The 24,071-nt window shown below is 34.4% G+C and carries 22 protein-coding genes; 15 read left to right on the plus strand and 7 right to left on the minus strand.

The window, feature by feature from the left end; genetic code table 11:
* The first annotated feature begins 57 nt into the window (after positions 1 to 57).
* Positions 58 to 2,436: a choice-of-anchor L domain-containing protein gene (locus MKS83_RS21500; protein ID WP_240581279.1), complete on the plus strand. Its 2,379-nt coding sequence runs from the start codon at positions 58 to 60 to the stop codon at positions 2,434 to 2,436.
* Between the two features lie 71 nt (positions 2,437 to 2,507).
* On the opposite strand, the gene rsmA is transcribed toward MKS83_RS21500, so the two are convergent.
* Positions 2,508 to 3,284 carry a 16S rRNA (adenine(1518)-N(6)/adenine(1519)-N(6))-dimethyltransferase RsmA gene (gene rsmA, locus MKS83_RS21505; RefSeq protein WP_240581280.1) on the minus strand — a complete coding sequence of 259 codons (777 nt, stop codon included), beginning with the start codon at positions 3,282 to 3,284 and terminating at the stop codon, positions 2,508 to 2,510.
* A gap of 92 nt (positions 3,285 to 3,376) precedes the next feature.
* Between rsmA and MKS83_RS21510 the strand changes: the two genes are divergently transcribed.
* The 7 genes from MKS83_RS21510 to rluF all read left to right on the plus strand — a co-directional run bounded on the left by MKS83_RS21510 (position 3,377) and on the right by rluF (position 8,297).
* The gene (locus MKS83_RS21510) at positions 3,377 to 4,276 is read left to right on the plus strand and encodes a cell division protein FtsX (RefSeq protein WP_100374932.1); all 900 of its coding nucleotides are present in this window, start codon (positions 3,377 to 3,379) and stop codon (positions 4,274 to 4,276) included.
* A 2-nt stretch (positions 4,277 to 4,278) separates the two neighbouring features.
* Complete coding sequence (locus MKS83_RS21515) at positions 4,279 to 4,575, plus strand: DUF3098 domain-containing protein (protein ID WP_240581281.1); 297 nt, start codon at positions 4,279 to 4,281, stop codon at positions 4,573 to 4,575.
* Positions 4,576 to 4,661: 86 nt separating this feature from the next.
* The gene (locus MKS83_RS21520) at positions 4,662 to 5,480 is read left to right on the plus strand and encodes an undecaprenyl-diphosphate phosphatase (RefSeq protein WP_240581282.1); all 819 of its coding nucleotides are present in this window, start codon (positions 4,662 to 4,664) and stop codon (positions 5,478 to 5,480) included.
* A 5-nt stretch (positions 5,481 to 5,485) separates the two neighbouring features.
* Positions 5,486 to 6,262, plus strand: coding sequence for a hypothetical protein (locus MKS83_RS21525; protein ID WP_240581283.1), 777 nt, complete (start codon positions 5,486 to 5,488; stop codon positions 6,260 to 6,262).
* Between the two features lie 36 nt (positions 6,263 to 6,298).
* Positions 6,299 to 6,997, plus strand: coding sequence for a tRNA pseudouridine(55) synthase TruB (truB, locus tag MKS83_RS21530; RefSeq protein WP_240581284.1), 699 nt, complete (start codon positions 6,299 to 6,301; stop codon positions 6,995 to 6,997).
* Positions 6,994 to 7,575, plus strand: coding sequence for a hypothetical protein (locus MKS83_RS21535; RefSeq protein WP_240581285.1), 582 nt, complete (start codon positions 6,994 to 6,996; stop codon positions 7,573 to 7,575). Before truB ends, MKS83_RS21535 begins: the two co-directional genes overlap by 4 nt.
* Positions 7,575 to 8,297: a 23S rRNA pseudouridine(2604) synthase RluF gene (gene rluF, locus MKS83_RS21540; RefSeq protein ID WP_240581286.1), complete on the plus strand. Its 723-nt coding sequence runs from the start codon at positions 7,575 to 7,577 to the stop codon at positions 8,295 to 8,297. The genes MKS83_RS21535 and rluF overlap by 1 nt, the downstream gene beginning before the upstream one ends.
* A 2-nt stretch (positions 8,298 to 8,299) precedes the next feature.
* Here rluF and MKS83_RS21545 read toward each other — a convergent pair whose 3' ends face one another.
* Positions 8,300 to 9,589: a helix-hairpin-helix domain-containing protein gene (locus MKS83_RS21545; protein ID WP_240581287.1), complete on the minus strand. Its 1,290-nt coding sequence runs from the start codon at positions 9,587 to 9,589 to the stop codon at positions 8,300 to 8,302.
* 82 nt (positions 9,590 to 9,671) lie between these two features.
* Positions 9,672 to 10,022 carry a MerR family transcriptional regulator gene (locus MKS83_RS21550; RefSeq protein ID WP_100374939.1) on the minus strand — a complete coding sequence of 117 codons (351 nt, stop codon included), beginning with the start codon at positions 10,020 to 10,022 and terminating at the stop codon, positions 9,672 to 9,674.
* 319 nt (positions 10,023 to 10,341) lie between these two features.
* Here MKS83_RS21550 and MKS83_RS21555 point away from each other — a divergent pair, with 319 nt between their 5' ends.
* A complete protein-coding gene (locus MKS83_RS21555; RefSeq protein ID WP_240581288.1) occupies positions 10,342 to 11,223 on the plus strand; it encodes an AraC family transcriptional regulator in 882 nt (293 codons plus the stop codon).
* A gap of 16 nt (positions 11,224 to 11,239) precedes the next feature.
* On the opposite strand, the gene ccoG is transcribed toward MKS83_RS21555, so the two are convergent.
* Positions 11,240 to 12,682, minus strand: a complete 1,443-nt coding sequence (gene ccoG / locus MKS83_RS21560; RefSeq protein WP_240581289.1) for a cytochrome c oxidase accessory protein CcoG — start codon at positions 12,680 to 12,682, stop codon at positions 11,240 to 11,242.
* A 268-nt stretch (positions 12,683 to 12,950) separates the two neighbouring features.
* Between ccoG and MKS83_RS21565 the strand changes: the two genes are divergently transcribed.
* Positions 12,951 to 13,844, plus strand: a complete 894-nt coding sequence (locus tag MKS83_RS21565) for an SMP-30/gluconolactonase/LRE family protein (protein ID WP_240581290.1) — start codon at positions 12,951 to 12,953, stop codon at positions 13,842 to 13,844.
* Positions 13,845 to 13,923: 79 nt separating this feature from the next.
* Here MKS83_RS21565 and MKS83_RS21570 read toward each other — a convergent pair whose 3' ends face one another.
* The gene (locus MKS83_RS21570; protein ID WP_240581291.1) at positions 13,924 to 15,231 is read right to left on the minus strand and encodes a DEAD/DEAH box helicase; all 1,308 of its coding nucleotides are present in this window, start codon (positions 15,229 to 15,231) and stop codon (positions 13,924 to 13,926) included.
* 313 nt (positions 15,232 to 15,544) lie between these two features.
* Between MKS83_RS21570 and rpsA the strand changes: the two genes are divergently transcribed.
* The 3 genes from rpsA (at position 15,545) to MKS83_RS21585 (ending at position 19,676) form a co-directional block, all read left to right on the plus strand.
* Entirely contained in the window at positions 15,545 to 17,335 is a 1,791-nt protein-coding gene (gene rpsA, locus MKS83_RS21575; RefSeq protein ID WP_240581292.1) for a 30S ribosomal protein S1, read from the plus strand.
* 292 nt (positions 17,336 to 17,627) lie between these two features.
* Positions 17,628 to 18,605, plus strand: coding sequence for an EamA family transporter (locus MKS83_RS21580; RefSeq protein WP_240581293.1), 978 nt, complete (start codon positions 17,628 to 17,630; stop codon positions 18,603 to 18,605).
* Between the two features lie 75 nt (positions 18,606 to 18,680).
* Entirely contained in the window at positions 18,681 to 19,676 is a 996-nt protein-coding gene (locus tag MKS83_RS21585) for an alpha/beta fold hydrolase (protein ID WP_240581294.1), read from the plus strand.
* A 227-nt stretch (positions 19,677 to 19,903) separates the two neighbouring features.
* On the opposite strand, the gene rplS is transcribed toward MKS83_RS21585, so the two are convergent.
* Positions 19,904 to 20,257, minus strand: a complete 354-nt coding sequence (gene rplS / locus MKS83_RS21590; protein WP_089742977.1) for a 50S ribosomal protein L19 — start codon at positions 20,255 to 20,257, stop codon at positions 19,904 to 19,906.
* A 289-nt stretch (positions 20,258 to 20,546) separates the two neighbouring features.
* Here rplS and MKS83_RS21595 point away from each other — a divergent pair, with 289 nt between their 5' ends.
* Positions 20,547 to 21,248 carry a CoA transferase subunit A gene (locus MKS83_RS21595; protein WP_240581295.1) on the plus strand — a complete coding sequence of 234 codons (702 nt, stop codon included), beginning with the start codon at positions 20,547 to 20,549 and terminating at the stop codon, positions 21,246 to 21,248.
* A gap of 233 nt (positions 21,249 to 21,481) precedes the next feature.
* Here MKS83_RS21595 and MKS83_RS21600 read toward each other — a convergent pair whose 3' ends face one another.
* Complete coding sequence (locus MKS83_RS21600; protein WP_240581296.1) at positions 21,482 to 23,281, minus strand: ABC transporter ATP-binding protein; 1,800 nt, start codon at positions 23,279 to 23,281, stop codon at positions 21,482 to 21,484.
* A 122-nt stretch (positions 23,282 to 23,403) separates the two neighbouring features.
* Between MKS83_RS21600 and MKS83_RS21605 the strand changes: the two genes are divergently transcribed.
* Entirely contained in the window at positions 23,404 to 24,057 is a 654-nt protein-coding gene (locus MKS83_RS21605; RefSeq protein WP_240581297.1) for a CoA transferase subunit B, read from the plus strand.
* Positions 24,058 to 24,071: the final 14 nt, after the last annotated feature.

Here is a 24,071-nt window from a genome sequence, read left to right on the forward strand (position 1 = left end):
AATAAATATGTGTCATTTATTTAAAAATAAATTAAATTTGTTTAAACAAATAATGCTATGAGGAGATATTTACTAGCTTTTTCTTTTCTTTTATCTACTAATCTGCTATTCTCACAAGCGGAACAAACTCGAAAGGTCCCTAAGCCTAATACCGGATTGGCAAAAAAGCAAGGTGCTTTTATTGATGTAAATGCACCTACATATGCTGAATCAAGTTTTAATATTACTCAATTGGTTAAGGATGTCTTGATATCTTCCGGAACTAATTCTTGTGTAACCCCTCAGGTTTCAAATGTTCAGGTAAGTCCGAATTTACCGGCAAGTAATGAAGACAGAGCATGGGGGTATTTTCACAGAGGTACAACCAATTTCCCTTTTAAAGACGGAATTGTATTAGTAACGGGTAAAGCAAAGAATACAGGAAATAATTATATCGATGTAAACAGCCCACTAAGTGATATAGTAGGAACGGGAACTGATCCCGATCTGGTAGCAGCAACAAACCCTAGTAAGGCTTTAAAAGATGCTGTAATCCTTGAGTTTGATTTTATTCCGACTTCTACACAAGTGAAATTCAATTATCTTTTTGCTTCTGAAGAATATACCGGAACATTCCCTTGTAGTTATTCAGATGCATTTGCGTTATTACTTAGACCGGTAGCGGGAGGACCTTATCAAAATATGGCTGTTCTTCCGGGAAGTGCAGGTCCTGTAAGTGTAACCAATATCCGTCCGAATGTTCAGTTTAATGGAAGTCCGATAGGATGTGGTGCTGTAAATGCGGCCTATTTTGGAGGATACAATACCACTAATATTGAAACCAATTTTAATGGTAGAACTATTCCTTTGACTGCAACTGCTACAGTGGTTGCGGGGCAGGCTTATCATTTTAAAATGGTAATTGCGGATGCAGGTGATACGGCCTATGACTCTGCTGTTTTTTTAGAAGGAGGATCATTTAATATCGGAGTTGAATTGTTGGATCCAAGTGGGGCTACGTTACCGGGGGAAATTAATGTTTGTGACAATGTACCTCAGGTAATTACAGCTTCTGTAAGTGACCCGAACGTTAACTATAAATGGTATTACAATAACGGAACTACTACTACTGTTGTACAGGGAGCAACAACAAATTCTATTACTGCGATTCAGCCTGGAACTTATACCGTAGAAGTAAGCTATCCGGGAAGTCCTTGTCCGGGAACGGCTTCTATTATTATTAATGGAGGAACCACGCCTTCAGCACAAGATGCTACCTTGCTGTTCTGTGCGACTCCGGATGTTCCTAATTTTGACTTAAACTTTGCAAAACCATTAATTAGTAATACACCGGGAGCAGTATTTCACTTTTATGTAAATCAGGCCGATGCAGTGGCTCAAAATAATAATTATATCCAGGATCCGTATCATTTTAACGGGACTGACGGACAAATTCTTTATGTAGTGGTTTCAAATGGTGGTTTCTGTAGTAAAATGGTTAAATTGACCCTTGCAAAAGAAACGACCCCAGTAGCAACTTTAACGACTTCGAAATTTAAGATTTGCCCGGGAGATTCAGTGCTTTTAACGGCTACAGGCGGAACGACTTATCATTGGAGTAATTTTTCAGGAACGGGAGCAACTCAGACAGTGACATTGGATCATACAACAACATTTGAAGTATATGCAATAGGTGCTAAAGGTTGTACTTCTACGCTACCTGCAAAAATTACGGTTGAAGTTGTTCCTGAAATTGTTACGGCTTTAAAGGATGTTGAAACATGTATTGGAGACAGAGTTACTTTAGATGCAGGAACAGGACCTAATTATACTTATCTATGGAGTACTGGAGAATCTACACAGACTATCAGTGTTGATAAACTTGGAATTTATTCTGTAGTTATTGATAACGGATACTGTAAGAGAACTTTCACTGCAAAAGTATTGGCAGCAGCTTCTCCTTTCATTACAGCGCTGAATTATGATAACAATAATACGCTTACCGTAACTGCTATTAATCCTTCGATTAATAACATTCCTACAACTTTAGAATATTCTATTGATGGAATCAATTGGCAGACTTCAAATGTTTTCAGTGGACTGACCAATAATGCTAACTATACAGTCTATGTTAAAACACAGGGAAGAAGCTGTGAAAACTCAGTGGATTTCTTCACATTGCATATCAACAATATTATTACTCCGAATCAGGATGGTATTAATGATGTTCTTGATCTTACATCTTTAGGAAATTTCGATAATTTTACAGGCTCTGTTTATGACAGATATGGAGTTGAAATTTTTAGATTTACAAAACAAAATCCGATTTGGAATGGTACTGTAGGAGGAAAAAGATTGCCTACTGCTACGTATTGGTATAAATTTAATTTCCAGTATCCAAAATCAAAAGTACAGATGAACAGTTCTGGATGGATCATGTTGAAAAATAGAGAATAATATCTCTTTTAAATAAATAAAAAAGCCTTTCAAATTTTGAAAGGCTTTTTTATGATTCAGAATTTGAAAGGTTATTGGTTTTGGTTTTCTTTCCAGAGCTGAGTAAATAAAATGAAATCTGAAACACTCAGTTCTTCAGCTCTTTTATCTAAAAACTCGTGAGTCTTTAAAGCTTCCGGGATATTGAGAACTTTCAATGCATTTGATAGTTTTTTTCTTCTCTGATTAAACCCTGCTTTTACAATCTGTTTAAAAAGAATTTCGTTTCCGGCCAATCCTTCCTTTGGATTTCTTGTTAACCTGATCACTCCTGATTTTACTTTGGGAGGTGGATTAAATACATTCTCGTGGACAGTAAACAAATAGGATGTATCATAATAAGCCTGGACCAAAACCGATAGAATTCCGTAATCTTTCGTTCTCGGAACAGCAGCAGTCCTTTCGGCAACCTCTTTTTGAAACATTCCCACCATTTCTGGAATCAGTTCATAATGATCTATGATCTGAAATAAAATCTGGGATGAAATATTGTAAGGGAAATTCCCGATAATAGCAATCTGTTCTCCGTTGGTAAATTGAAAATCCTGCTTCAGGAAATCTCCTACAAAAGTTTCTTCGTTTATTTTGGAATAATTGTTTTTTAAATATTCAATCGATTCCTTATCAATTTCTGCAAGGTAGATATGTTGGTCTTTCTCCAAAAGATATTTGGTAAGAACACCCATTCCGGGCCCTACTTCCATTACCTTATTATAGTTCTCAAAACTAAGACCTTCTACGATTTTTCTTGCGATGTTTTCATCCGTCAAAAAGTGCTGACCAAGATGTTTTTTTGCTTTTACACTCAATGTTTTTTATGATTTTATTAACAGTGATTTTCTCTTTTTCGTTCCCAAATTTCGGAAGTTTTTTTCTATTTTAGCCAAAAATTTTAATATTAATGGCTAAATCTGTAGATGAGTTTAATAAGAAAAGGCTTAGGTCTAGCAATATTACAGTAGTAATAAGTATTGCCTTAGTGTTATTTTTGTTGGGATTAATGGGGCTTATTTTGATTAATGCTCAGAAATATTCTGACTACATCAAGGAACAGCTTGTTGTGAATGCTTACTTTGATCAAAATTATGATGCTAAAGACTCTGTGAAAATTGCAAAACTGGAAGAAGAAACTTTTAAAAAAGTACAGACTTTGGCTCCCGTAAAAAGAGCAACCTATATTTCCAGAGAAAAAGCGGCTCAGGAAGCCAAAAAAAGTATGGGAATTGATAGTGATGCGCTATTTGAAGAAAACATTTTCCCTTCATCTATAGAAGTTGCTTTAAAACCGGAATATGTAGATCCTGCAAAAATAAATGAAGCCATTAAAATTATAAGTTCAGTTCCGGGAATTGTAGACGTGAAAAACGACAGCAGTCTGATGGTAGATGTTTACAATAACCTGAATAGAATTTTAAAGTGGATTTTAGGTTTTTCACTTTTATTCTTGGTGTTAGCAGTTGTTTTGATTAATAATTCAATTCGTTTGAAGATCTTCTCGAAAAGATTTATCATTAAAACCATGCAGCTGGTAGGAGCAAAAAGAAGATTTATTCTAAAACCTTTTATCATAGAAGCCATTATTTTAGGCGCTATTGGTTCCGTAATAGGTCTTTTGGCGTTATTCGGGGTTTGGTACTATTTTACAAGTCAAATCGGTTCAGCATTCGTACAGGATACGCAACAATATTTCTGGTTAGTCTTATTAGTGTTGGGAGTAGGTATTTTCATTACCGTTTTGAGTACGGTAGTTGCTACCTGGAGATTCCTGAGAACAAATGTTGACGACTTATATTATTCATAAAAATGAGCAATAAAACAAATAAATTTTCCGCAGCGGATTTCGGAAAAGAAACGGAAGCTTCCAAAGAAAATACGTTTTACTTCGGAAAAGAAAACTTTAAATGGATGTTGATCGGTTTAGCATGTATTGTAGTTGGATTCCTTTTGATGATGGGACCGGATGCCAATACAGTGGATGGAAAATTTGATCCGAATTCCTGGAATGACGATATCTTTTCTATCCGCAGAATCAGAATTGCTCCTCTGTTGGTAGTCATTGGTTTTGCCATAGAGGTATACGCGATTTTGAAAAAAAAATAAATGCGTTTCTAAAGAAAATGACATACTAGCTTTGTCAAAGTTCTGAACTTTGACAAAGTTTTTTTTGATAAAACATTCTTTAAATTATGGATTTAATCAAAGCAATTATTATTGCAATTATAGAAGGATTAACAGAATATCTTCCTATTTCTTCAACGGCTCATATGGGGTTTACCGCCAATTTAATGGGATTACCTGAGGATGAATTTTTAAAAATGTTTCAGGTATCGATTCAGTTTGGAGCTATTTTATCGGTGGTGGTTGCTTATTGGAAAAAATTCTTTGATTTAAAAAACCTTAAGTTTTATTATAAGCTGGCTTTTGCTGTAGTTCCTGCTTTGGTCCTAGGATATTTATTCGATGATAAAATTGAAGCGGTTTTGGGAAATCAAATCGCCATTTCATCTGTTTTGGTATTGGGTGGAGTAGTGTTGCTTTTTGCTGATCAGTGGTTTAAAAATCCTAAAATTGATGATGAAAAAGGAATTACCGTAAGAAATGCAATTACCATTGGTTTTTGGCAGTGTCTAGCCATGATGCCGGGAACGAGTAGAAGTGCGGCATCCATTATCGGAGGAATGGCGCAAGGATTAACAAGAAAAGCTGCTGCAGAATTTTCATTCTTTTTAGCAGTTCCTACCATGTTGGCTGTTACGGTATATTCGGTTTTTGTAAAAACCTGGGGAAAAGAAACGGCAACTCCGCAAAAAGGGTATGAAATGATCATGGCATCACAAGATCACATCACTATTTTTATTGTAGGAAACGTGGTTGCGTTTATTGTGGCTTTAATTGCCATAAAAGCATTCATCGGAGTTTTAAATAAATACGGCTTTAAACCTTGGGGATGGTATCGTATTTTCGTTGGGATAGCTTTGTTGATTTATTTTTATTTCTTTAAATAAAAGATTTGAAAAAATATTTTCTGACTTTCATTTTATTTTCTAATCTTATCTTTTCTCAAAATTGGAATAAGAAAATTTTTAGTGATGTTATTTTGATTAAAGATGAAAATGTTTTTCAATCCGAGAAATTAATTTTAATTGATATTCCATTGAAAATAAACAGTGGAGAAAGTTTGATTTTTTACAACGCTTCTCATGTTCCTAATAAATTATTTTTTGATGAAAAAGTTTTTTTGCCTCAGGTTAAAGAATTTATTTTAATTTCTCCTGATAAAGAATATTATAAAAGCGTAAGAGAATTTGCAAATAGAATAAAAGGCTGCGCAGAACCCATGAAAACGGATAAATTTTATTTTGTAAAAAGAAATGAATCAAAATGGGACAGTATTTCGTTGAATTCTCAAAACTATCCTACAATCAATTTTAAAAATAAAATGACTGTAGGTTCTAAAAATGCTATTGTTTCTTATTATTCAGAATTTTTTGGCTCTGCATGTTGTCCGAGAGATAAAAAAAGAGATTTTCTGACGGATAATAAGAATAATTACTTCTTTGAGGAACTTATAGATAAGGAAATTATTGTGAAAGAAATGTATTCTTGCAGTTTTGGACATGAAGGAGAGTATGCTTCTTTTTATCCTCTGAAAGAATTGTCTAATGAACAAAAAATGATTTTTATTAAAAAGAGGCGTGACTTTTTTCAGCAGGATCCGGAACGCTACCAAATATTTTTTCCGGAAATTATTGATTATCCTAATCTTAAATTGAGGAGCCTTAATTAATAATTGATTTTAAATAATGTATCTATTACTCATAAAATGACCGCAGAAGACTTACAATCAGGACACATATTTTTATTGGACAAACCTTTGGATTGGACCTCTTTTCAGGCGGTCAATAAAATGAAATATAAGCTCAAAAGAGAGTTTAATCTTCCCAAAAAATTCAAAATTGGGCATGCCGGAACTTTAGATCCGAGAGCAACCGGGCTTTTAATTGTTTGCTGTGGAAAATTCACAAAAAAGATTCCTGAAATTCAGGATGCTCCAAAGGAATACTGGACCGAGATAAAAATCGGAGTACAGACAGAATCTTATGATACTGAAAAACCTGAAATTCTGCATCAGGATTTTTCGCATATTACAGAAGAGCAGATTAAAACCGTTTTAGAAAAATTTATAGGTGAAATTGAACAGAAACCTCCCGTATTTTCAGCGATAAAAATTGACGGACAGAGAGCTTACAACTTGGCGAGAGCAGGAGAAGAGGTAGAAATGAAATCAAGGAAAACAACAATCCTTTATATTGAAGATATTAAAATCGATCTGCCTTTAGTAAGCTTTACGGTAGGCTGCTCAAAGGGCACCTATATCAGAAGTCTTGCTCACGATATCGGTCAGGAATTGGGAGTGGGAGCTTATTTAACACAATTAAGAAGAACAAAAATCGGAGACTATACAATAGAGAATGCAACATCCGACTTTTTAGATAACGAATTTAAATTTAATAATTTATGATGAAAAAAATACTTTTATTAGCCACTTTATGTGGTTCTTTATTGTCCTTTTCACAAAATACGGAAGCTAAAAAACAGAAAATGGATTTTTATTTTAATCCTTCTGTGAATTTAGGATATAATATACTTAAAGAAAAAGAAGTTCCTAATAACACCCAATATATCGTACCAAAAGCACCTAATAAAATCAGCTACGGAATTACGGCAATTGGTGGTTATAATTTTCTTCCTAACTTTGCCTTGGGAACAGGTATCAAATATAGCTTTATACAAGATAATTATCATTTGGTGTATGTGATGATTCAGCCGAAAATTATCTTTACTCCGGGTGATCAACTGTTTTATATAGATCTTAATTATGGGAAACAGATCAATAATTCAGTAGTTTCAGATTCTGAATTTTGGGGTGCGAGATTAGGAATGCAGGTTTCTTATTCAAAGAGATTAAGCCAGGAAGGCGGAATTATTCTGGAGGGATATAAACTTGGGAATGCTCATAAAAATCCGTTCATTATCGGATTAAGCTACGGAATTACCATTTTCAGCAATAAAAATTATACAGGTTACGGAGACGATTAATGGAAAAAACGCGTATCAATAAATATTTATCAGAAGTCGGATACTGTTCCAGAAGAGCAGCAGATAAGCTTTTGGAAGAAGGAAGAATTAAAATAAACGGTCAAATTCCTGAATTGGGAACAAAAGTTTCTGATGAAGATCTTGTAGAAGTTGACGGAAAGCCTATCCGGGAACCACAAGATAAACCGGTTTATATTGCTTTCAACAAGCCTGTCGGAATTGTCTGTACTACAGATACGAAACGCGAAAAAAACAATATTGTTGATTACATCAATCATCCGAAGAGAATTTTCCCGATCGGAAGGCTGGATAAACCTAGTGAAGGTCTTATTCTGCTGACAAGTGACGGCGATATTGTGAATAAAATCCTTAGAGCGAGGAACAATCATGAAAAAGAATATTTGGTAAGGGTTGACAAGCCAATCACGCCAAAATTCCTGGAGAAAATGCGAAATGGAGTTCCTATTTTAGATACTGTAACTAAAAAATGTGAGGTTGAAAAAATAGATGAGATGAACTTCAGAATTGTGCTTACACAAGGTTTGAACCGTCAAATCCGTAGAATGTGTGAATTTTTAGGCTATGAAGTGAAAAAGCTTAAAAGAATCCGTATCATGAATATAAAATTAGATCTTCCGATCGGTAAATGGAGAGATCTGACACATGAAGAGCTTGCTGCGCTGAATATGCTTCTGGAAGATTCAAGTAAAACTGCTGAGTAGAATTATTTGGTATACAATCTCATTCTTGTTTCATACTCAGGTTTTAGCTTTAAATATTTCCAGATTTTTCTGTCATCGGGATTACTGATTCTGTAATAAATGATTTTATCTGCAGAATATTTGAAATAGGGATGATTTCTCAGCCATTCTTCAGGAGCTTCTGTTAGGGTATATTTCTGAACATTTGAAGTGTTCAGTTGAGCATTAGTAAGCAGCTTTTGAGTTAATTCCGGATCAATATTGTAAGTAGTCAGAATTTGCTCTTTATTGACAAATCCACCCAGTTTTTTCCTGAAACCAATCATAGAACCGGCTGCTTTTTCATCAAAACCGAATTCGATAAGCTGTTTGAAAGTGATAGCATTTAAATCCACTTTTGAAAAATCGGTTTTTTCCTGCTGCTTTATTTTGTTCTCATTATTTGGAGCTGAACTTAATCTGATAAAAGGTTTCATTTCTTCAAACTTTTCTGCAGAAATCACAAAACACTTCTGTAGGTCTTCTAAACTTTTAAAACTTCCTTTTAGATTCCGGTCACGATAATTAATAATGGTTTGCGACTGCTTATCAGAAAAACCAAAAGATTTCCATCCTTCAAGATCTAGTGTATTCGGATCAAAAAGATGATATTGAATGTTGGTCTTTTCATATTTGTTGTTTTTAGAATAATGAGTGAAGTTTGCCGGAGTCTTTTCCGGAAGGATTAAATAAGGACTCATTTTTTGGAAATTTTCCTCACTGATGATAAAACATTCTTTAAACTTTTCCTTGCTTACAAAACTGCCTCCCAAATATTTTTTATATTTCAAAATAGCATCTGCCTGTTTTTCGCTGAATCCCATTTGTATCCAGTCATTGGCTGAATAATGATCTGGATTGAATCTTCCTGAGATTGTGACAGTCCTTTTTTCAAAATTTTTGAATTTATTTGACGTTGCTTCTTTATTATTTTCAGGTAATAGAATATAAGTTTCCAGTTCTAAATATTTTTCTGCGGAAACGGCAAAACACTTCTTGAACTGTTCCTTAGAAATAAATCTCCCACCTATCATCTTTTTATAATTCAGAATTGTGGCTATCTGTTTTGAAGAAAAGCCTAAATGCTGCCATTGTTCTTCATTCAGATCATTCGGATCAAAATCTGTTAAACTTAAAACAGGGCTGTTTTCTGAAATGAATTTAATCTCCGGAAAATTTTCACTTTCCGCTTTAGAATAATTCTTAAATGCAAGAAGAATAAGCAGGACAATACCTAATCCTGCTATTTGTGTATAATAGCTTTTTTTCATCATAAAGTAAATTTAATATATAAGCTATATTAAATCTAACAATGTGTGAAATAAATTGAATTTTAGTATGAATGATTTCCGAAAATCAAACACCTTCAGAATCCTTTTCTGCCAAAGAATCTTTGAGTTTTAAAAGTTCTGCTTTTACGAATTCTAAGCGGTCTATTAAAGTAACGGTTTCAGAAATTTTGCTGTTGGTTGTAAGCGCAACACGGGCTCCGTCTAATGTATAACCTTTTTCTTTTACCAAATGATAAATCATCTGTAAGTTGCTGATATCTTCCGGAGTGAAATATCTGTTGCCCTTTTTATTCTTTTTGGGTTTTATAATAGGAAATTCCTGTTCCCAATAACGTATTAATGAAGTGTTTACATCAAATGCTTTTGCAACTTCTCCTATTGAATAATACAGCTTATCGGGTAAATTTATCTTCATTTTTTGAATCCTAATCTTCAAAGATAAAAATTTTTAAAAAACGCTACAAATATATAAGCTCTGTTTGTGTTTTCACAGTATAATAAAAGTGAAAATCATTACTGATTTCTGCAGAAAATACTTTTGTTTTCATTATTTTTGATTTAAAATAAGGTAATTATATACAATTTTACATTAATCCTGATATCTTAATATTATGATTCTGTCATTCTGAATGTAACATAGTGAAATGAAGAATCTAAGCTATCATGAGATTCTTCCTTCGTCAGAATGACAATGATTGTAAAATTGTATATAGTCGCCTAAAATAAAAATTATATTGGATTCTATTTCAGTGCTTCATATTGATCTGTTTCAGTCAGGGAAAAGAGCCTCTGATTTTTATTTCAGTACACTACAAAATCATCTCATTGTAGGCCATCGTCATCTTGAGAAAGCACACCGTCATGATTTTTATGCTACCATTTTATTTACAAAAGGAACCGGAATTCATGAGATTGATTTTCAAAGATATGATGTTTCTGCAGGGAGCCTGTTTTTTATGTCTCCGGGACAAATCCACAGCTGGGAACTTTCAGAGGATATTGAAGGCTATCTTTTCTTCTGTTTGCAGGATTTTTATGAAATGCATTATGTGAATCAGAAGCTGAGAAACTTTCCTTTTTTCGGATCAGTCAATTTCCCGCGAAAATTACAGCTTAATGAAGCCGAATTAAAAGAAAATCTTAATTTGTTTCTTGAGTTGGAAAGAGAATATCACAGCTGGGATATGATGAAAAACGGATATATACTGTCGTTGATGTCGCAGGTTTTTATAAAATCTACGAGGCAGTTTTCCAGAGATTTTGATGATCTCGCTTCTTCGGTAAGTATTTCCTATGTAAAACATTACCAGGATTTTGAAAATTGCGTAGAGCAATATTTCAGCAAAGAAAAATCGATTGCTTTTTATGCCTCATTAATGAATATTTCTCCAAAACATTTAAACCGTATTGCTCAGACGGTAGTGCAAAAAACAGCAACAGATGTGATCACCGAAAGAACAATTCTTGAAGCTAAAAGAATGCTGATGTATCTGGATGAAAGTCTGGTGGAAGTTGCCTTCAGACTGGGGTATGAAGAGTATTCTTATTTTGTGAGAGTATTCCGAAAAACTTCCGGAATGACTCCCACGCAGTTTATTAAAAAATACAAGGTTTAGAGTTTACATTCCTGATTTATAGTAAAAGTTTGAAAGGTCCTTCGAATATCGTTTCAAAAGAATCTACCATTTCACCTTTTTCATCAAAAACTCCGATGGTCATATTTTGCTTTGAGAATTGAATTTCTTTTTCAGGGAAAGTAATATTGATGTTTCCTTTTAAAATCTGATCTCCTTTTAAAATAATTGTATTGGGACCAAAGAAATCAATTTCACCGTTTTGGGGAGCAACTACCTTAAGAGTCAATACCTTTCTCTCATTGGTCTTATTTAATAAGGTGTAAATAAAAGAATTCGTAATCTTTCCGTTTTTTACAAAGAATGTAGATCCTGCCGGTTTAATGAATTTTGCTTCCATTGTACCTCTGTCATACATTAGAAAACCTAAAAATCCAATCAGCAGGCAGAGAAATGCTGCGGTAGCTTTCATTCTTGATGTGAATTTGAATTTCTCCTGGCTTTCAATTTCTGCTTCCGTGGCATAGCGGATCAAACCTTTTGGAAGTCCAACTTTCTCCATAATCTCATCACAAGCATCAATACAGGCGGTACAGTTCACGCATTCTAGCTGTTGCCCGTTTCTGATATCAATTCCTGTAGGGCAAACCACCACACATTGATGACAATCAATACAATCTCCTTTTCCTACGGCTTTCCGATCTTCATTATTTCTCCATTTTGAACGGTTTTCTCCTCTTTTAAAATCATAATACACATTGATAGTTTGTTTGTCAATTAAAACGCCCTGAAGTCTTCCATACGGACAAACGAGCGTGCAAACCTGTTCGCGGAGCCATGCAAAAGTAAAGTAGAAAGCTATAGCAAATCCGATCATTCCTAAGAATTTCAAAGAATGATCTACAGGACCTTCCGTGATTATTTTAAAAACTTCTTCATAACCTACAATATACATAAACATGACATTGGTAATAATTACCGATATTAAAGCAAAAAGAGTCCATTTTGTAAGTCTTTTCCTGATTTTTTCAGCGTCCCATTCCTGTCGGTCGAGCTTCATCTGTTTGTTTCGGTCTCCTTCTATCCAGTATTCTATTTTCCTGAAAACACTTTCCATAAAAATGGTCTGTGGACAAAGCCAGCCGCAAAAGATTCTTCCAAAAACAACAGTGAATAACATTACGAAGATGACAGAAGTTACAGCACCTAAAGCGAGAATGAAAAAATCCTGAAGATAAAAAGGTTGTCCGAAAATAAAGAATCTCCTGTCTACCACATTGAATAAGAAAATAGGATTGTTATTGACTTTAATAAATGGCAAACCAAAAAATAAAGCGAGTAAAAGGTAGCTTAAATAGTTTCTATAATTCGTATATTTTCCTTTTGGTTTTCTTGGAAATACCCATTTTCTCTTTCCGGATTGGTCCATCGTTCCCACCGAATTTCTGAAGTCCTCATAATCTGTTTCTATCGGCTGAAAGTTATCGGATTGTATATTCATTGTATTGGAAATTGTATTATATGATGCACAGAAAGCATTATTACTTTTAGTAAATACTCATTTTTAAAATTTTTAAATTGAGCTCTTTCATTCTTTCTGCTTCTGCAAATCTCTCAATTAAATAGTTTTACTACTAATATTATCTTCTTCTTAAATAGTATTATTCGGACATTTTAAAATAGTAGGTTAAATGCTTCAAAATGAGAAAATAATCTTTGAATCCGATGATACATGTTGTAAATTGTGCCTATTAAAAAATGTGTGCAGAATGAAAAAAATATTGAAAACCGGCTGGGTTGGTTTGGTTTTAGTATTACTAAGTTGTCAATCAGTAAATAGTAGCAAAATGTTTTATGATGGTGTAAAGCCCGAAAAAGTTTCTGATAAGTTCAGTTTTACGGAAGGTCCGGCTTCGGATAAAAATGGGAATGTATATTTTACCGATCAGCCTAATGATAAAATTTATTACTGGGATTGGAAAACCAATAAAATTGTTGAGTTTTTAGATAAAACAGGCAGGGCAAACGGAACCTATTTTGATAAAGAAGATAACCTGATAACCTGTTCTGATGATCAGGGAGAAATCTGGAAGATTTCGAAAGACAAGAAGGTAGAGGTTCTGTCAAAGGGTTTTGAAGGAAAAAGATTAAACGGTCCTAATGATCTGTGGATAGATTCTTTTGGAGGAATATATTTTACCGATCCTTTGTATGAAAGAGATTACTGGGTGAATTTTAAGCAGGAAATTTCTCAGAAAAACCTGTACTACAGAAATAAAGAAGGGAAAATCTCTAAATTGGAAACGTTCACTCAGCCGAATGGAATTATAGGAAGTGAGAAATTTAAAAAATTATACGTTTCAGATATTGATGCCGGAAAAACGTATGTCTATGATATTCTTGGTGAAGGAAAACTTTCTGAAAAGAAACTTTTTTGCGAAATGGGTTCAGACGGAATGACGTTGGATAAATTTGGCAATCTTTACCTGACAGGAAACGGAGTTTCCGTTTTTAACAGGGAAGGAAAGAAAATCTATCAGATTCCGATTCCTGAAAAATGGACTTCCAATGTAACTTTCGGAGGTGAAAACGGAAATGTTCTGTTTATTACCGCTTCGGAATCTGTCTATGTTTTGCCAACAAAAGTGAAAGGAGAGAAGTAAATTTAGGTTAAGGTTAAGATTAAGATTATAAGTAATATTAATCTTAACCTTAACCTTAACCTTAACCTAAATCTTAGCCTTAATAAGCAATTTCCATTTTTACTTTTTTTCCTTTAAGCTTTTCAGTGCTTAGCTTTTTCAATAAGGAGTTTACTTTATTTCTTGAAACAGCAACATAAGAAGTATTGTCTTTCACTTCGATCAATCCTACATCTTCTTTCTGGAGTTCACCCTTTTTAAGTAAATATCCAACAATATCTACTTTATTCACCTTGTCTTTTTTACCCGCACTGATGTAAATGGTTTGAAAAGGCGTTTTTCCCGGTACTTTATTAAATCCGGCAACGCTTTCTTCGGGGGTATTATTTTTAATGAAAGGGAAATTTTCGTCTTCCGTCATAATGAGATAGGCAAAACCTTTGGCATTCATTCTCGCGGTACGACCGTTTCTGTGGGTGAAAGCGTCTTCTTTTGATGGCAGCTGATAATGTACGATAGATTCAACCTCGGGAATATCAAGACCTCTTGCTGCTAAATCTGTTGTAATTAAAATTCTTGCAGAGTCATTTCTGAACTTCAGTAAAGCACGTTCTCTTTCGTCCTGTTCCATGCCGCCATGAAAGGTTTCTCTGTCGATTCCTTTTTCACGTAAAAGTTCGGAGATACGGTCAACAGCTTCACGGTGATTACAGAAAATCAAGGTTCTTTTATTGCCTATTTTACAGATTAAATTAAAAAGTGTATCCAACTTTTCTTCCGGAATGGTCATCACTTTTTTTAACTGGATATCAGGTTTTGCTTCATTTAATTTTAAGAAGTCAATGACTTTTTCATCTTTTAATCCTGTGAACGCCGGAATTTCATTCATCGCTGTTGCAGAAGTTAAAATTCGTTGGGAAAGTCCTTTCAGCGAATTGCAAATAAATTCCATATCGTCATGAAAACCAAGTTCCAGAGCTTTGTCAAATTCATCCAGAACTAAGGTCTGAATGGTTTTAGGGTCAAAATTGTTGTTTCTTAAATGATAAACAACTCTTCCCGGAGTTCCGATCAGAACAGCAGGAGCTTCAATCAAATTATTAACTTCAATTTTTTTATCATGACCTCCATAGCAAACCGAAACTTTAAAATCTGTTCCCATAGCTTTGAAAACCTGTTCAATTTGTAATGCCAGTTCTCTTGCAGGAACCAGAATCAACGTTTGAATTCCGGAAATGTTTTTCTTTAAGTTTCGAAGAACAGGAAATAAAAATGCCAGTGTTTTTCCTGAACCGGTGGGAGAGAGCAGTACAACGTCCTGTTGATTTTCTGTAGCTTTATAGGTGGATTTCTGCATTTGATTCATCTCCTGAATCTGCAGTTTTTTGTAAATAGATTCTAATTCCATGGTGCAAAGATAGTTATTTCGTTATTGGTTGTTAGTTGATGGTTATTTAGATTCAGGGTTTATTGTTTGTTAGCAATGACAATAATTTTTTAATTCTTTAATATTTAAATAAAAATATTGTCTGTCAGCGATTTATGATTGAAAAATCTATACTGGGAATTGTTGTTTATGTTAAATAAAATCCCTATCTTTGCACCCACTTTTGTGGCGAGAAGGTTTGAAAAGTAAATAACTCAAAATTAATTACTTCCGTATTTTTTAATCCGCATTTATCAAACCGTTAAAAAAGAAGGAATACAAATTTTATTAGAAAATGTCAAAAGAGACAAATTCAGCAGAGGTTTTATTAAACCAAAACGTAGCACCAGAACAATTTGATTGGGATTCTTTCGAATCAGGTCTTGATGCAGATGCGAGAAAAGAAAAAAGCGATTTAGAAGAAATCTACAACGGATCTTTGAACAACCTAGACGATAATGACGTTTTAGTTGGAAAAGTTGTAAGATTAACTGACAAAGAAGCTATCGTAGACATCAACTTCAAATCTGAAGGTGTTATTTCTCTTAACGAATTCCGTTACAACCAAGGCCTAAAAGTAGGTGATGAGGTTGAAGTAATGGTTGACAGAAGAGAAGACAAAACAGGTCAGTTACAGTTATCTCACAGAAAAGCTAGAACGCTTAAAGCTTGGGATAAAGTAAATGAGCTTCACGAAACTGGAGAAATCGTTAACGGTTTTGTGAAATCTAGAACTAAAGGAGGTATGATCGTTGACGTACACGGAATCGAAGCATTCTTACCTGGTTCTCAAATTGACGTTAAGCCAATTAAAGATTATGATCAGTTCGTAGGTAAAACTATGGAGTTCAAAGTTGTGAAAATCAACCCTGAGTTCAAAAACGTAGTTGTATCTCACAAAGCATTGATCGAAGCAGATATCGAAGGTCAGAAAAAAGAAATCATCGCTCAGTTAGAAAAAGGACAAGTTCTTGAAGGTACTGTTAAGAATATTACTTCTTACGGTGTGTTCATCGACCTTGGAGGTGTTGATGGATTGATCCACATTACAGATCTTTCTTGGTCTAGAGTGAACCACCCATCTGAAATCCTTGAGGACGGACAAACTGTAAAAGTTGTTATCCTTGACTTTGATGATGAGAAAACAAGAATCCAATTGGGTATGAAGCAATTAGAAGCTCACCCTTGGGATGCTCTTTCTGCTGACTTAAAAGTAGGTGATAAAGTAAAAGGAAAAGTAGTAGTTCTTGCTGACTATGGTGCATTTGTAGAAATCGCTCCAGGTGTAGAAGGATTAATCCACGTTTCTGAAATGTCTTGGTCTACTCACTTGAGATCTGCAGGTGACTTTGTAAAAGTAGGTGATGAGGTAGAAGCTGAAGTACTTACTTTAGACAGAGAAGAAAGAAAAATCTCTCTTGGTATCAAGCAATTGTCTAAAGATCCATGGGAAAATATTGAAGCTAAATATCCGGTAGGGTCTAAGCATGTAGGAACTGTAAGAAACTTCACTAACTTTGGTGTATTCGTAGAGTTAGAAGAAGGTATCGACGGATTAATCTACATCTCTGATCTTTCTTGGACTAAGAAAATCAAGCACCCATCTGAGTTCTGCGCAGTAGGTGATAAATTAGATGTTGTAGTTCTTGAATTAGACATCCAAGCTAGAAGATTATCTCTAGGTCACAAGCAATTGACTGAAAACCCATGGGATGCTTTCGAAACTAAGTATGCTGAAGGAACTATCCACGCTGGTAAAGCTGTAGAAGTTCACGATAAAGGAGCTTCTGTACAATTCGAAGATGCTGAAGTTGAAGCATTCTGCCCATCAAGATTATTAGAGAAAGAAGATGGATCTAAAATCAAGAAAGGTGAAGAGGCTCAATTCAAAGTAATCGAGTTCAACAAGGAATTCAAGAGAGTAGTAGTTTCTCACACAGGTATCTTCAGAGACGAAGAGAAGAAAAATGTAAAAGAATCTACTTCTAGAAATGTAACTTCTTCTTCAAATAATGAAGAAAGATCAACTCTTGGAGACATTGATGCTTTAGCAGAATTGAAAAGAAAAATGGAAGAAGGTAAATAATCTTCATCACATTTAAAATATTAAGCCACTCATTTGAGTGGCTTTTTATGTTGTTGAGTTCCAGAAAATAGAGGTTTTGTAATGTGTTTGAATATTTATAAATTCGCTTTTTTAGTAAAGTAAGACATAATTCTACCTATTATTGTTAAAAAATAATAGTCAATTCTATAGCTTAATATAATAAAATCGCCGCGAGCAAAGCTCGCGGCGATTTTATTTATCTATAATGGTTTTATCAGCGAAAATTTTAATTATTATATCTTACCTTTGCAGGCTGTTCAAAAAATGAATTATGAAGAAGAAAAATATTTTTAAAGGAGTTCTATTTGTTGGAGTCGGAGCTAGTATCTATGGTATGTTGGCTACATTTGTGAAACTTGCTTATCAGGACGGATATACAACATCGGAAGTTACTACCTCTCAGTTTGTATTGGGGTTAGTTGGACTTTTAATTTTAAACCTTATTCAAACTGCAACTTCTAAAAAAGACTTATCAACTCCAAGTTCTAAAGAGGTAAGAAATCTAATGTTGGCGGGGACTTCATTAGGCTGTACAAGCTTATTTTATTATATCGCGGTTCAGTATATCAATGTTTCGGTAGCTATTGTTCTATTGATGCAGTCGGTTTGGTTCAGTGTGGTGGTGGAAAGTTTTATGACCAGAAAACTACCTAATACGAGAAAGATAATATCTGTAATTATTGTCTTGCTGGGCACCGTTTTAGCGACCAATTTAATTAACTCGAAAATTGAGCTTGACTGGAAAGGTCTTTTCTGGGGATTAATGGCAGCCGCTTCTTATACTTTGACCATGTTTACATCAAATACTTTAGCAACTCATCTTCCGGTTTTCAGAAAGAGTTTTATAATGCTTTGTGGTGGGTCTATAGTTATTTTTGCATTTTTATTTTTTGCTCAGATCGGACCTTTATATATAGATGGACTGAAGTCGGTTTATTTAAACTTTACAGAAAATACAGAACATATTCGGGCTTTTGATTATTCCATTCTTTGGAAATATGGTTTGGTCCTGTCATTATTTGGTACTATTATTCCTCCTGTTTTATTTAATATAGGTTTTCCGAATGCTGGTTTGGGATTAGGGAGTATAGTTTCATCTTTAGAACTTCCTGTTTCCGTTACGATGGCTTTTGTTTTATTGGGAGAAGAAGTGGTTTTCATTCAGTGGATTGGAATTGCGCTGATCCTTTTTGCTATCGTTTTAATGAATTTACCACCCAGAAGGAGTATGATACCACAATTATCTTAAAAAAATTATAATTAATACATTACAAACCGTTTCTTTGGGAACGGTTTTTTAATTTTAATGTTTAAAATGATTTGTATGAAGAAATTTAAGAATATTAGTGCTGCTTTAATGTTGTCGATTGCTTCAAATTTTGCTTTTTCTCAGGTCAAACCTCTGGATGCGGAACTTACAGACTACAAATATCCTTATGAAGTGCATTTTCTTAACTTGAAATCTCAGAATAACGATTTGAAAATGGCTTATATGGATGTACAGCCAAAAACATCAAACGGAAAAACAATTTTGCTTCTTCATGGCAAAAATTTTAACGGAGCGTATTGGGGAAGAACAACAAAAGATCTTTCCGAAAAAGGCTTTAGAGTGATCGTTCCGGATCAGATCGGATTTGGAAAATCTTCAAAACCGCAAAGCTACCAGTTTTCATTTTCTCAATTGGCAGATAATACAAAAGCTATTTTGGATGAATTAAAAATTGATAAAGCTATTGTTTTAGGACATTCAATGGGAGGTATGGTAGCAACTAGATTTACTTTGTTATACCCAGAAAGAGTCCAGAAGCTAATCCTGGAAAACCCAATAGGATTGGAAGATTATAAAACTTTTGCAGCCTATCAGACAATAGATCAGGCATACCAGTCAGAACTTAAAAATACGGCTGAAACTTATAAAAATTATCAGCTGAAATTCTATTATGATAATAAATGGAAAGCAGAATATCAACCATGGCTGGATTTAATTGCAGGTTGGACGTTACATCCTGATTATCCAAAAGTAGCCTGGGATGCAGCTTTAACTTCAGATATGATTTACAATCAGCCGGTTTGCTATGAGTTTAAAAATATCAAAGTTCCAACCTTATTAATTATCGGAACAAGAGACAGAACAGCCATAGGGAAAGACAGAGCTCCGAAAGAATTACAACCAAAAATGGGACAGTATCAGGAATTAGGAAAGAAAACCCAGCAGCAGATTGAAGGCTCAAAACTGGTTGAAATTGAAAATGTAGGGCATCTTCCGCATATAGAAGTCTATGATAAATTCTGGAACGCTTTGTATGAGTTTATTAGATAGGAAGCTTAAAGCTGAGAGTGTTGGAAATGAAAATAATAATTTACAGAAAATAACCATTATAATTTAGATATTCTCAAGATTCCCCTCCTCAGGAGGGGTGTCAAAAATTTCAAAGAAATTTTTGACGGGGTGGTTAAAAACGAGATATTTAAAATCAAATTGTCCTCTAAAATAAAAAGAGGCTTTCTAGAATAGAAAGCCTCTTTTTGTATGTATTGTTGTCTGAATTATTTCTTGTAAGGAACGTCCTTAATTCTAGCTTTTTTACCTCTAAGGTCTCTGAAGTAATAAATTCTAGATCTTCTAACTTTACCTCTTCTATCCACTTCAATTTTTTGTAAAGCTGGCATGTTGATTGGGAATACTCTCTCAACACCTACATCTCCACTCATTTTTCTGATCGTGAAAGTTTTTGTAGAACCAGTACCTCTTAATTGAATAACTGTTCCTTTGAAGAACTGAGTTCTTGTCTTTTGTCCTTCTTTAATTTCGTAATACACAGTAATTGTATCACCTGCTTTGAATTCAGGAAATTCTTTTTTCGCAATGTACTTATCTTGTACGTACTTTAATAAATCCATTATTAATAAATAAAATGTTAAAGCTAAGCAACTTACACGGTTATCGTCAGAGGTTGAATAACAGGATGCAAAAATATAACTTTTTTATATAAAAACCAATACCTTACATAATATTTTATGAAATTTATACAGGAGAAATAGAATAGAAATTTAAAACAATATTGTAACTTAATTTATCTTAATTCCTTAATGGTTCTAATAAAAGTCTTAAATATTGCTTTATATGAACTTGTTTTCACGGTTTCACAAAAATGTTTAAATTTAGAACTGAAAATCTAATACTATAATAATGATAGATAAAAGAGTAAAAAATGCAAAAGAAGCGATTGAAGGAATTCAGGATGGAATGACTCTGATGTTGGGTGGGTTTGGTCTTTGCGGAATTCCTGAAAATTCAATTAATGCATTGGTAGATAGTAATGTAAAAGATCTTACCTGTATTTCAAACAACGCTGGTGTTGATGATTTCGGATTAGGATTATTGCTTCATAAAAGACAGATCAAGAAGATGATTTCATCTTATGTAGGGGAAAATGCAGAATTTGAAAGACAAATGCTTTCCGGAGAATTAGAGGTAGAATTGACTCCTCAGGGAACTTTGGCGGAAAAATGCAGAGCAGCTCAGGCTGGAATTCCGGCTTTTTACACACCTGCAGGTTACGGAACTGAAGTGGCTGAAGGAAAAGAAGTAAAAGAGTTCAAAGGAAAACCACATATTTTAGAACATGCTTACGAAGCTGATTTTTCAATTGTAAAAGCCTGGAAAGGGGATCATGCTGGAAATTTGATTTTCAAAGGTTCAGCGAGAAACTTTAACCATCCGATGGCCGGAGCGGGGAAAATTACGATTGCAGAAGTGGAAGAGCTGGTAGAGCCGGGAGAATTGGATCCGAATCAGGTTCACATTCCTGGAATCATGATCCAGAGAATTTTCCAGGGTGAAAAGTTTGAAAAAAGAATCGAACAGAGAACGGTAAGAAAAAGAGATTAATATTTTAGCTTACAGTTTCTAAAATAAAATACCCCGAAGTCACTTTCGGGGTAATTTTTTATTGATATATTGTCATTCTGACTGGAGCGAAGTGAAATGAAGAATCTCTTAATATTCTTAATACCTTAAGCTAAAACTTAATGGTTAAATTTGAAACATTAAGATCTATTTAGAGATTAAGAATATTAAGAGATTCTTCCTTCGTCAGAATGACAATACAAAATGTTAATGATTTATACTCCCGCAGTCAGTTTACGCTCTCCGATCTGCTGTCTCCACATTGCATAGTACAATCCTTTTTCTTCAATAAGCTGTAGGTGAGACCCTGTTTCTACTACTTGTCCGCGTTCTAAAACATATATTCTGTCCGCATGCATGATTGTGCTTAAACGATGGGCAATGAGAACTGTAATTTGCTCTTTTTCCTTTGAGATTTCTTTTATGGTCGTTGTAATTTCTTCTTCCGTGATACTGTCTAATGCAGAAGTGGCCTCATCAAAAATAAGCAAATGTGGTTTTCTCAATAAAGCTCTCGCAATGGCGATTCTTTGCTTTTCACCACCGCTTAGTTTTAATCCGCCTTCACCGATTACCGTTTCTATTCCGTTTTCAGCACGTTCCAAAAGAGCTGTGCAGCTGGATTTTTTTAAAGCCAATTGAAGCTCTTCTTCCGTTGCGGCCGGATTTACAAACAAAAGATTTTCTTTAATTGTCCCTGCAAAAAGCTGGGTATCCTGTGTAACAAAGCCGATCTGATTTCGTAATTCATCAAAATCAAATTCTTTTCCGTTGATATGGTTATAAAAGATGTTTCCTTCCTGAGGCCTGTATAAACCAACCAATAATTTTACCAATGTACTTTTTCCTGATCCGCTGGGTCCGACAAAAGCAATGGTCTCTCCATTTTTAACATCAAATGAAATAGAATTTAATGCCTTATAATGAGCGGTCTGATGCTGAAAAGATACCTTTTGAAATTCCAGTTCCTCGATAGCTCCGATTCTTTTCGGGTTGGTAGGTTTCGGTTCAATCTCTTTTTTCATCACCCTGTCAAAATTATTTAAAGAAGCCTGAGCTTCACGGTAAGAAATAATAATATTCCCGATTTCCTGCATCGGTCCGAAAATAAAGAATCCATAAAACATCAATGATAAATACTGTCCCGGAGTTACAATATTTTTAAAGATCAGTAATAGTAAAGTGAAAGTAATCGTTTGCTGTAAAAAATTAACTAGAGTTCCCTGTACAAAGCTTAAAGAACGGATGCTTTTTACCTTTCTTAATTCAAGATTCAGAATTTTATAGGTATTGTTGTTCAGACGTTCCACTTCCTGGTTAGTCAGTCCTAAACTTTTTACAATCTCGATATTTCTGAGACTTTCAGTGGTGCTTCCTGCTAAATTCGTGGTTTCTGTTACAATATTTTTCTGAATGGTCTTAATTCTTTTGCTTAATAAATTAGTGACAACCGCAATAAGAACAATTCCCACCACATACACAGGCATAATTGTCCAGTGTAAACGAATCGCGTAGACCGAAACGAAAATGATACTTACCAAAATTCCGAAAAATACATTAATGAAGTTATTGATAAATTTCACAGAATCCTCCCGAACTTTAGTTAGAATGGAGAGCGTTTCACCACTTCTCTGATCTTCAAATTCCTGAAAAGGCAATCTCATAGAATGTTTTAAGCCGTCAGTAAATATTTTAGCTCCAAATTTTTGAATAATCACATTCACTACATAATCCTGAAATGCCTTTGCAATTCGGCTTACCATCGCTGTTCCGATAAGCAGTCCTAAAAAATAAAATACTCCATGATAGATATCGGTTCCGTAAAGGTATTCGTTCATACTTCTCGGGAGAAGTTTTTCTTTATCAAAAAAGTTGGGATGGGTAACCAGTTTGTCTAATATATTCCCTGTAATAGCCGGAGCGAATAACGAAAACACCTGATTGATTGAAGCTAATAAAAGAGAGGCTACGATCAGCCATTTATATGGTTTTAAATAATTTAATAAAATTTTCATGAGTAAAATTAAAAGCTCACAAATTTACAACAAATTGAAAAGCAAAATTTATCATAGGATAAGAAAAGAAACTATTTCGTAATTCTGAAAAAATGGCTAATTTGGCGGGATAAGATTATGCTATGCTAACTAAAGAACAAATTGCACAAAGAATTTCCAGAGAAGTAAAAGACGGATATTATGTAAATTTAGGAATCGGAATTCCAACATTGGTTGCGAACTATGTTCCGGACAATCTTTCTGTAGAGTTTCAGAGTGAAAACGGAGTCTTGGGAATGGGGCCATTTCCTTTCGAAGGAGAAGAAGATGCGGACATTATCAATGCAGGAAAACAGACGATAACTATTCTGGATGGAGGCTCTTTTTTTGATTCAGCATTCAGTTTCGGGATGATTCGTGCTCAGAAAGTAGACCTTACTATTCTTGGCGCTATGGAAGTTTCGGAAAACGGAGATATCGCGAACTGGAAAATTCCCGGGAAAATGGTAAAAGGAATGGGAGGAGCAATGGATCTGGTGGCTTCAGCAGAAAATATCATCGTAGCAATGATGCACGTGAATAAAGCAGGAGAAAGCAAGATTCTTAAAAAATGTACTTTACCTTTAACAGGAGTAAATTGTGTGAAAAGAGTTGTAACTGAATTAGCTGTTCTAGACATCACACCTGCCGGATTTAAGCTTGTGGAAAGAGCTCCGGGAATTTCGGTAGAACACATTATTCAAGCGACAGAGGCGGATTTAATCATTGAAGGTGAAATCCCTGAAATGCAGTTTTAAAAATAGATCAAAAA

The sequence above is a fragment of the Chryseobacterium sp. Y16C genome (genome assembly GCF_022488405.1).
In the GTDB taxonomy this organism is placed as follows: domain Bacteria; phylum Bacteroidota; class Bacteroidia; order Flavobacteriales; family Weeksellaceae; genus Chryseobacterium; species Chryseobacterium geocarposphaerae.

Excerpts from the sequence above, each read along its gene's own strand:
- MKS83_RS21570 (WP_240581291.1), bottom strand. The coding sequence starts at position 15,231 with ATGGAATTAGAATCTATTTACAAAAAACTGCAGATTCAGGAGATGAAT.
- MKS83_RS21545 (WP_240581287.1), bottom strand. The coding sequence starts at position 9,589 with ATGATGAAAAAAAGCTATTATACACAAATAGCAGGATTAGGTATTGTC.
- rluF (WP_240581286.1), top strand. The coding sequence starts at position 7,575 with ATGGAAAAAACGCGTATCAATAAATATTTATCAGAAGTCGGATACTGT.
- MKS83_RS21605 (WP_240581297.1), top strand. The coding sequence starts at position 23,404 with ATGCTAACTAAAGAACAAATTGCACAAAGAATTTCCAGAGAAGTAAAA.
- MKS83_RS21510 (WP_100374932.1), top strand. The coding sequence starts at position 3,377 with ATGGCTAAATCTGTAGATGAGTTTAATAAGAAAAGGCTTAGGTCTAGC.
- MKS83_RS21595 (WP_240581295.1), top strand. The coding sequence starts at position 20,547 with ATGATAGATAAAAGAGTAAAAAATGCAAAAGAAGCGATTGAAGGAATT.
- MKS83_RS21520 (WP_240581282.1), top strand. The coding sequence starts at position 4,662 with ATGGATTTAATCAAAGCAATTATTATTGCAATTATAGAAGGATTAACA.
- MKS83_RS21500 (WP_240581279.1), top strand. The coding sequence starts at position 58 with ATGAGGAGATATTTACTAGCTTTTTCTTTTCTTTTATCTACTAATCTG.
- rpsA (WP_240581292.1), top strand. The coding sequence starts at position 15,545 with ATGTCAAAAGAGACAAATTCAGCAGAGGTTTTATTAAACCAAAACGTA.
- MKS83_RS21600 (WP_240581296.1), bottom strand. The coding sequence starts at position 23,281 with ATGAAAATTTTATTAAATTATTTAAAACCATATAAATGGCTGATCGTA.
- MKS83_RS21565 (WP_240581290.1), top strand. The coding sequence starts at position 12,951 with ATGAAAAAAATATTGAAAACCGGCTGGGTTGGTTTGGTTTTAGTATTA.
- MKS83_RS21535 (WP_240581285.1), top strand. The coding sequence starts at position 6,994 with ATGATGAAAAAAATACTTTTATTAGCCACTTTATGTGGTTCTTTATTG.
- MKS83_RS21580 (WP_240581293.1), top strand. The coding sequence starts at position 17,628 with ATGAAGAAGAAAAATATTTTTAAAGGAGTTCTATTTGTTGGAGTCGGA.
- ccoG (WP_240581289.1), bottom strand. The coding sequence starts at position 12,682 with ATGAATATACAATCCGATAACTTTCAGCCGATAGAAACAGATTATGAG.
- MKS83_RS21515 (WP_240581281.1), top strand. The coding sequence starts at position 4,279 with ATGAGCAATAAAACAAATAAATTTTCCGCAGCGGATTTCGGAAAAGAA.
- rplS (WP_089742977.1), bottom strand. The coding sequence starts at position 20,257 with ATGGATTTATTAAAGTACGTACAAGATAAGTACATTGCGAAAAAAGAA.
- MKS83_RS21550 (WP_100374939.1), bottom strand. The coding sequence starts at position 10,022 with ATGAAGATAAATTTACCCGATAAGCTGTATTATTCAATAGGAGAAGTT.
- truB (WP_240581284.1), top strand. The coding sequence starts at position 6,299 with ATGACCGCAGAAGACTTACAATCAGGACACATATTTTTATTGGACAAA.
- MKS83_RS21585 (WP_240581294.1), top strand. The coding sequence starts at position 18,681 with ATGAAGAAATTTAAGAATATTAGTGCTGCTTTAATGTTGTCGATTGCT.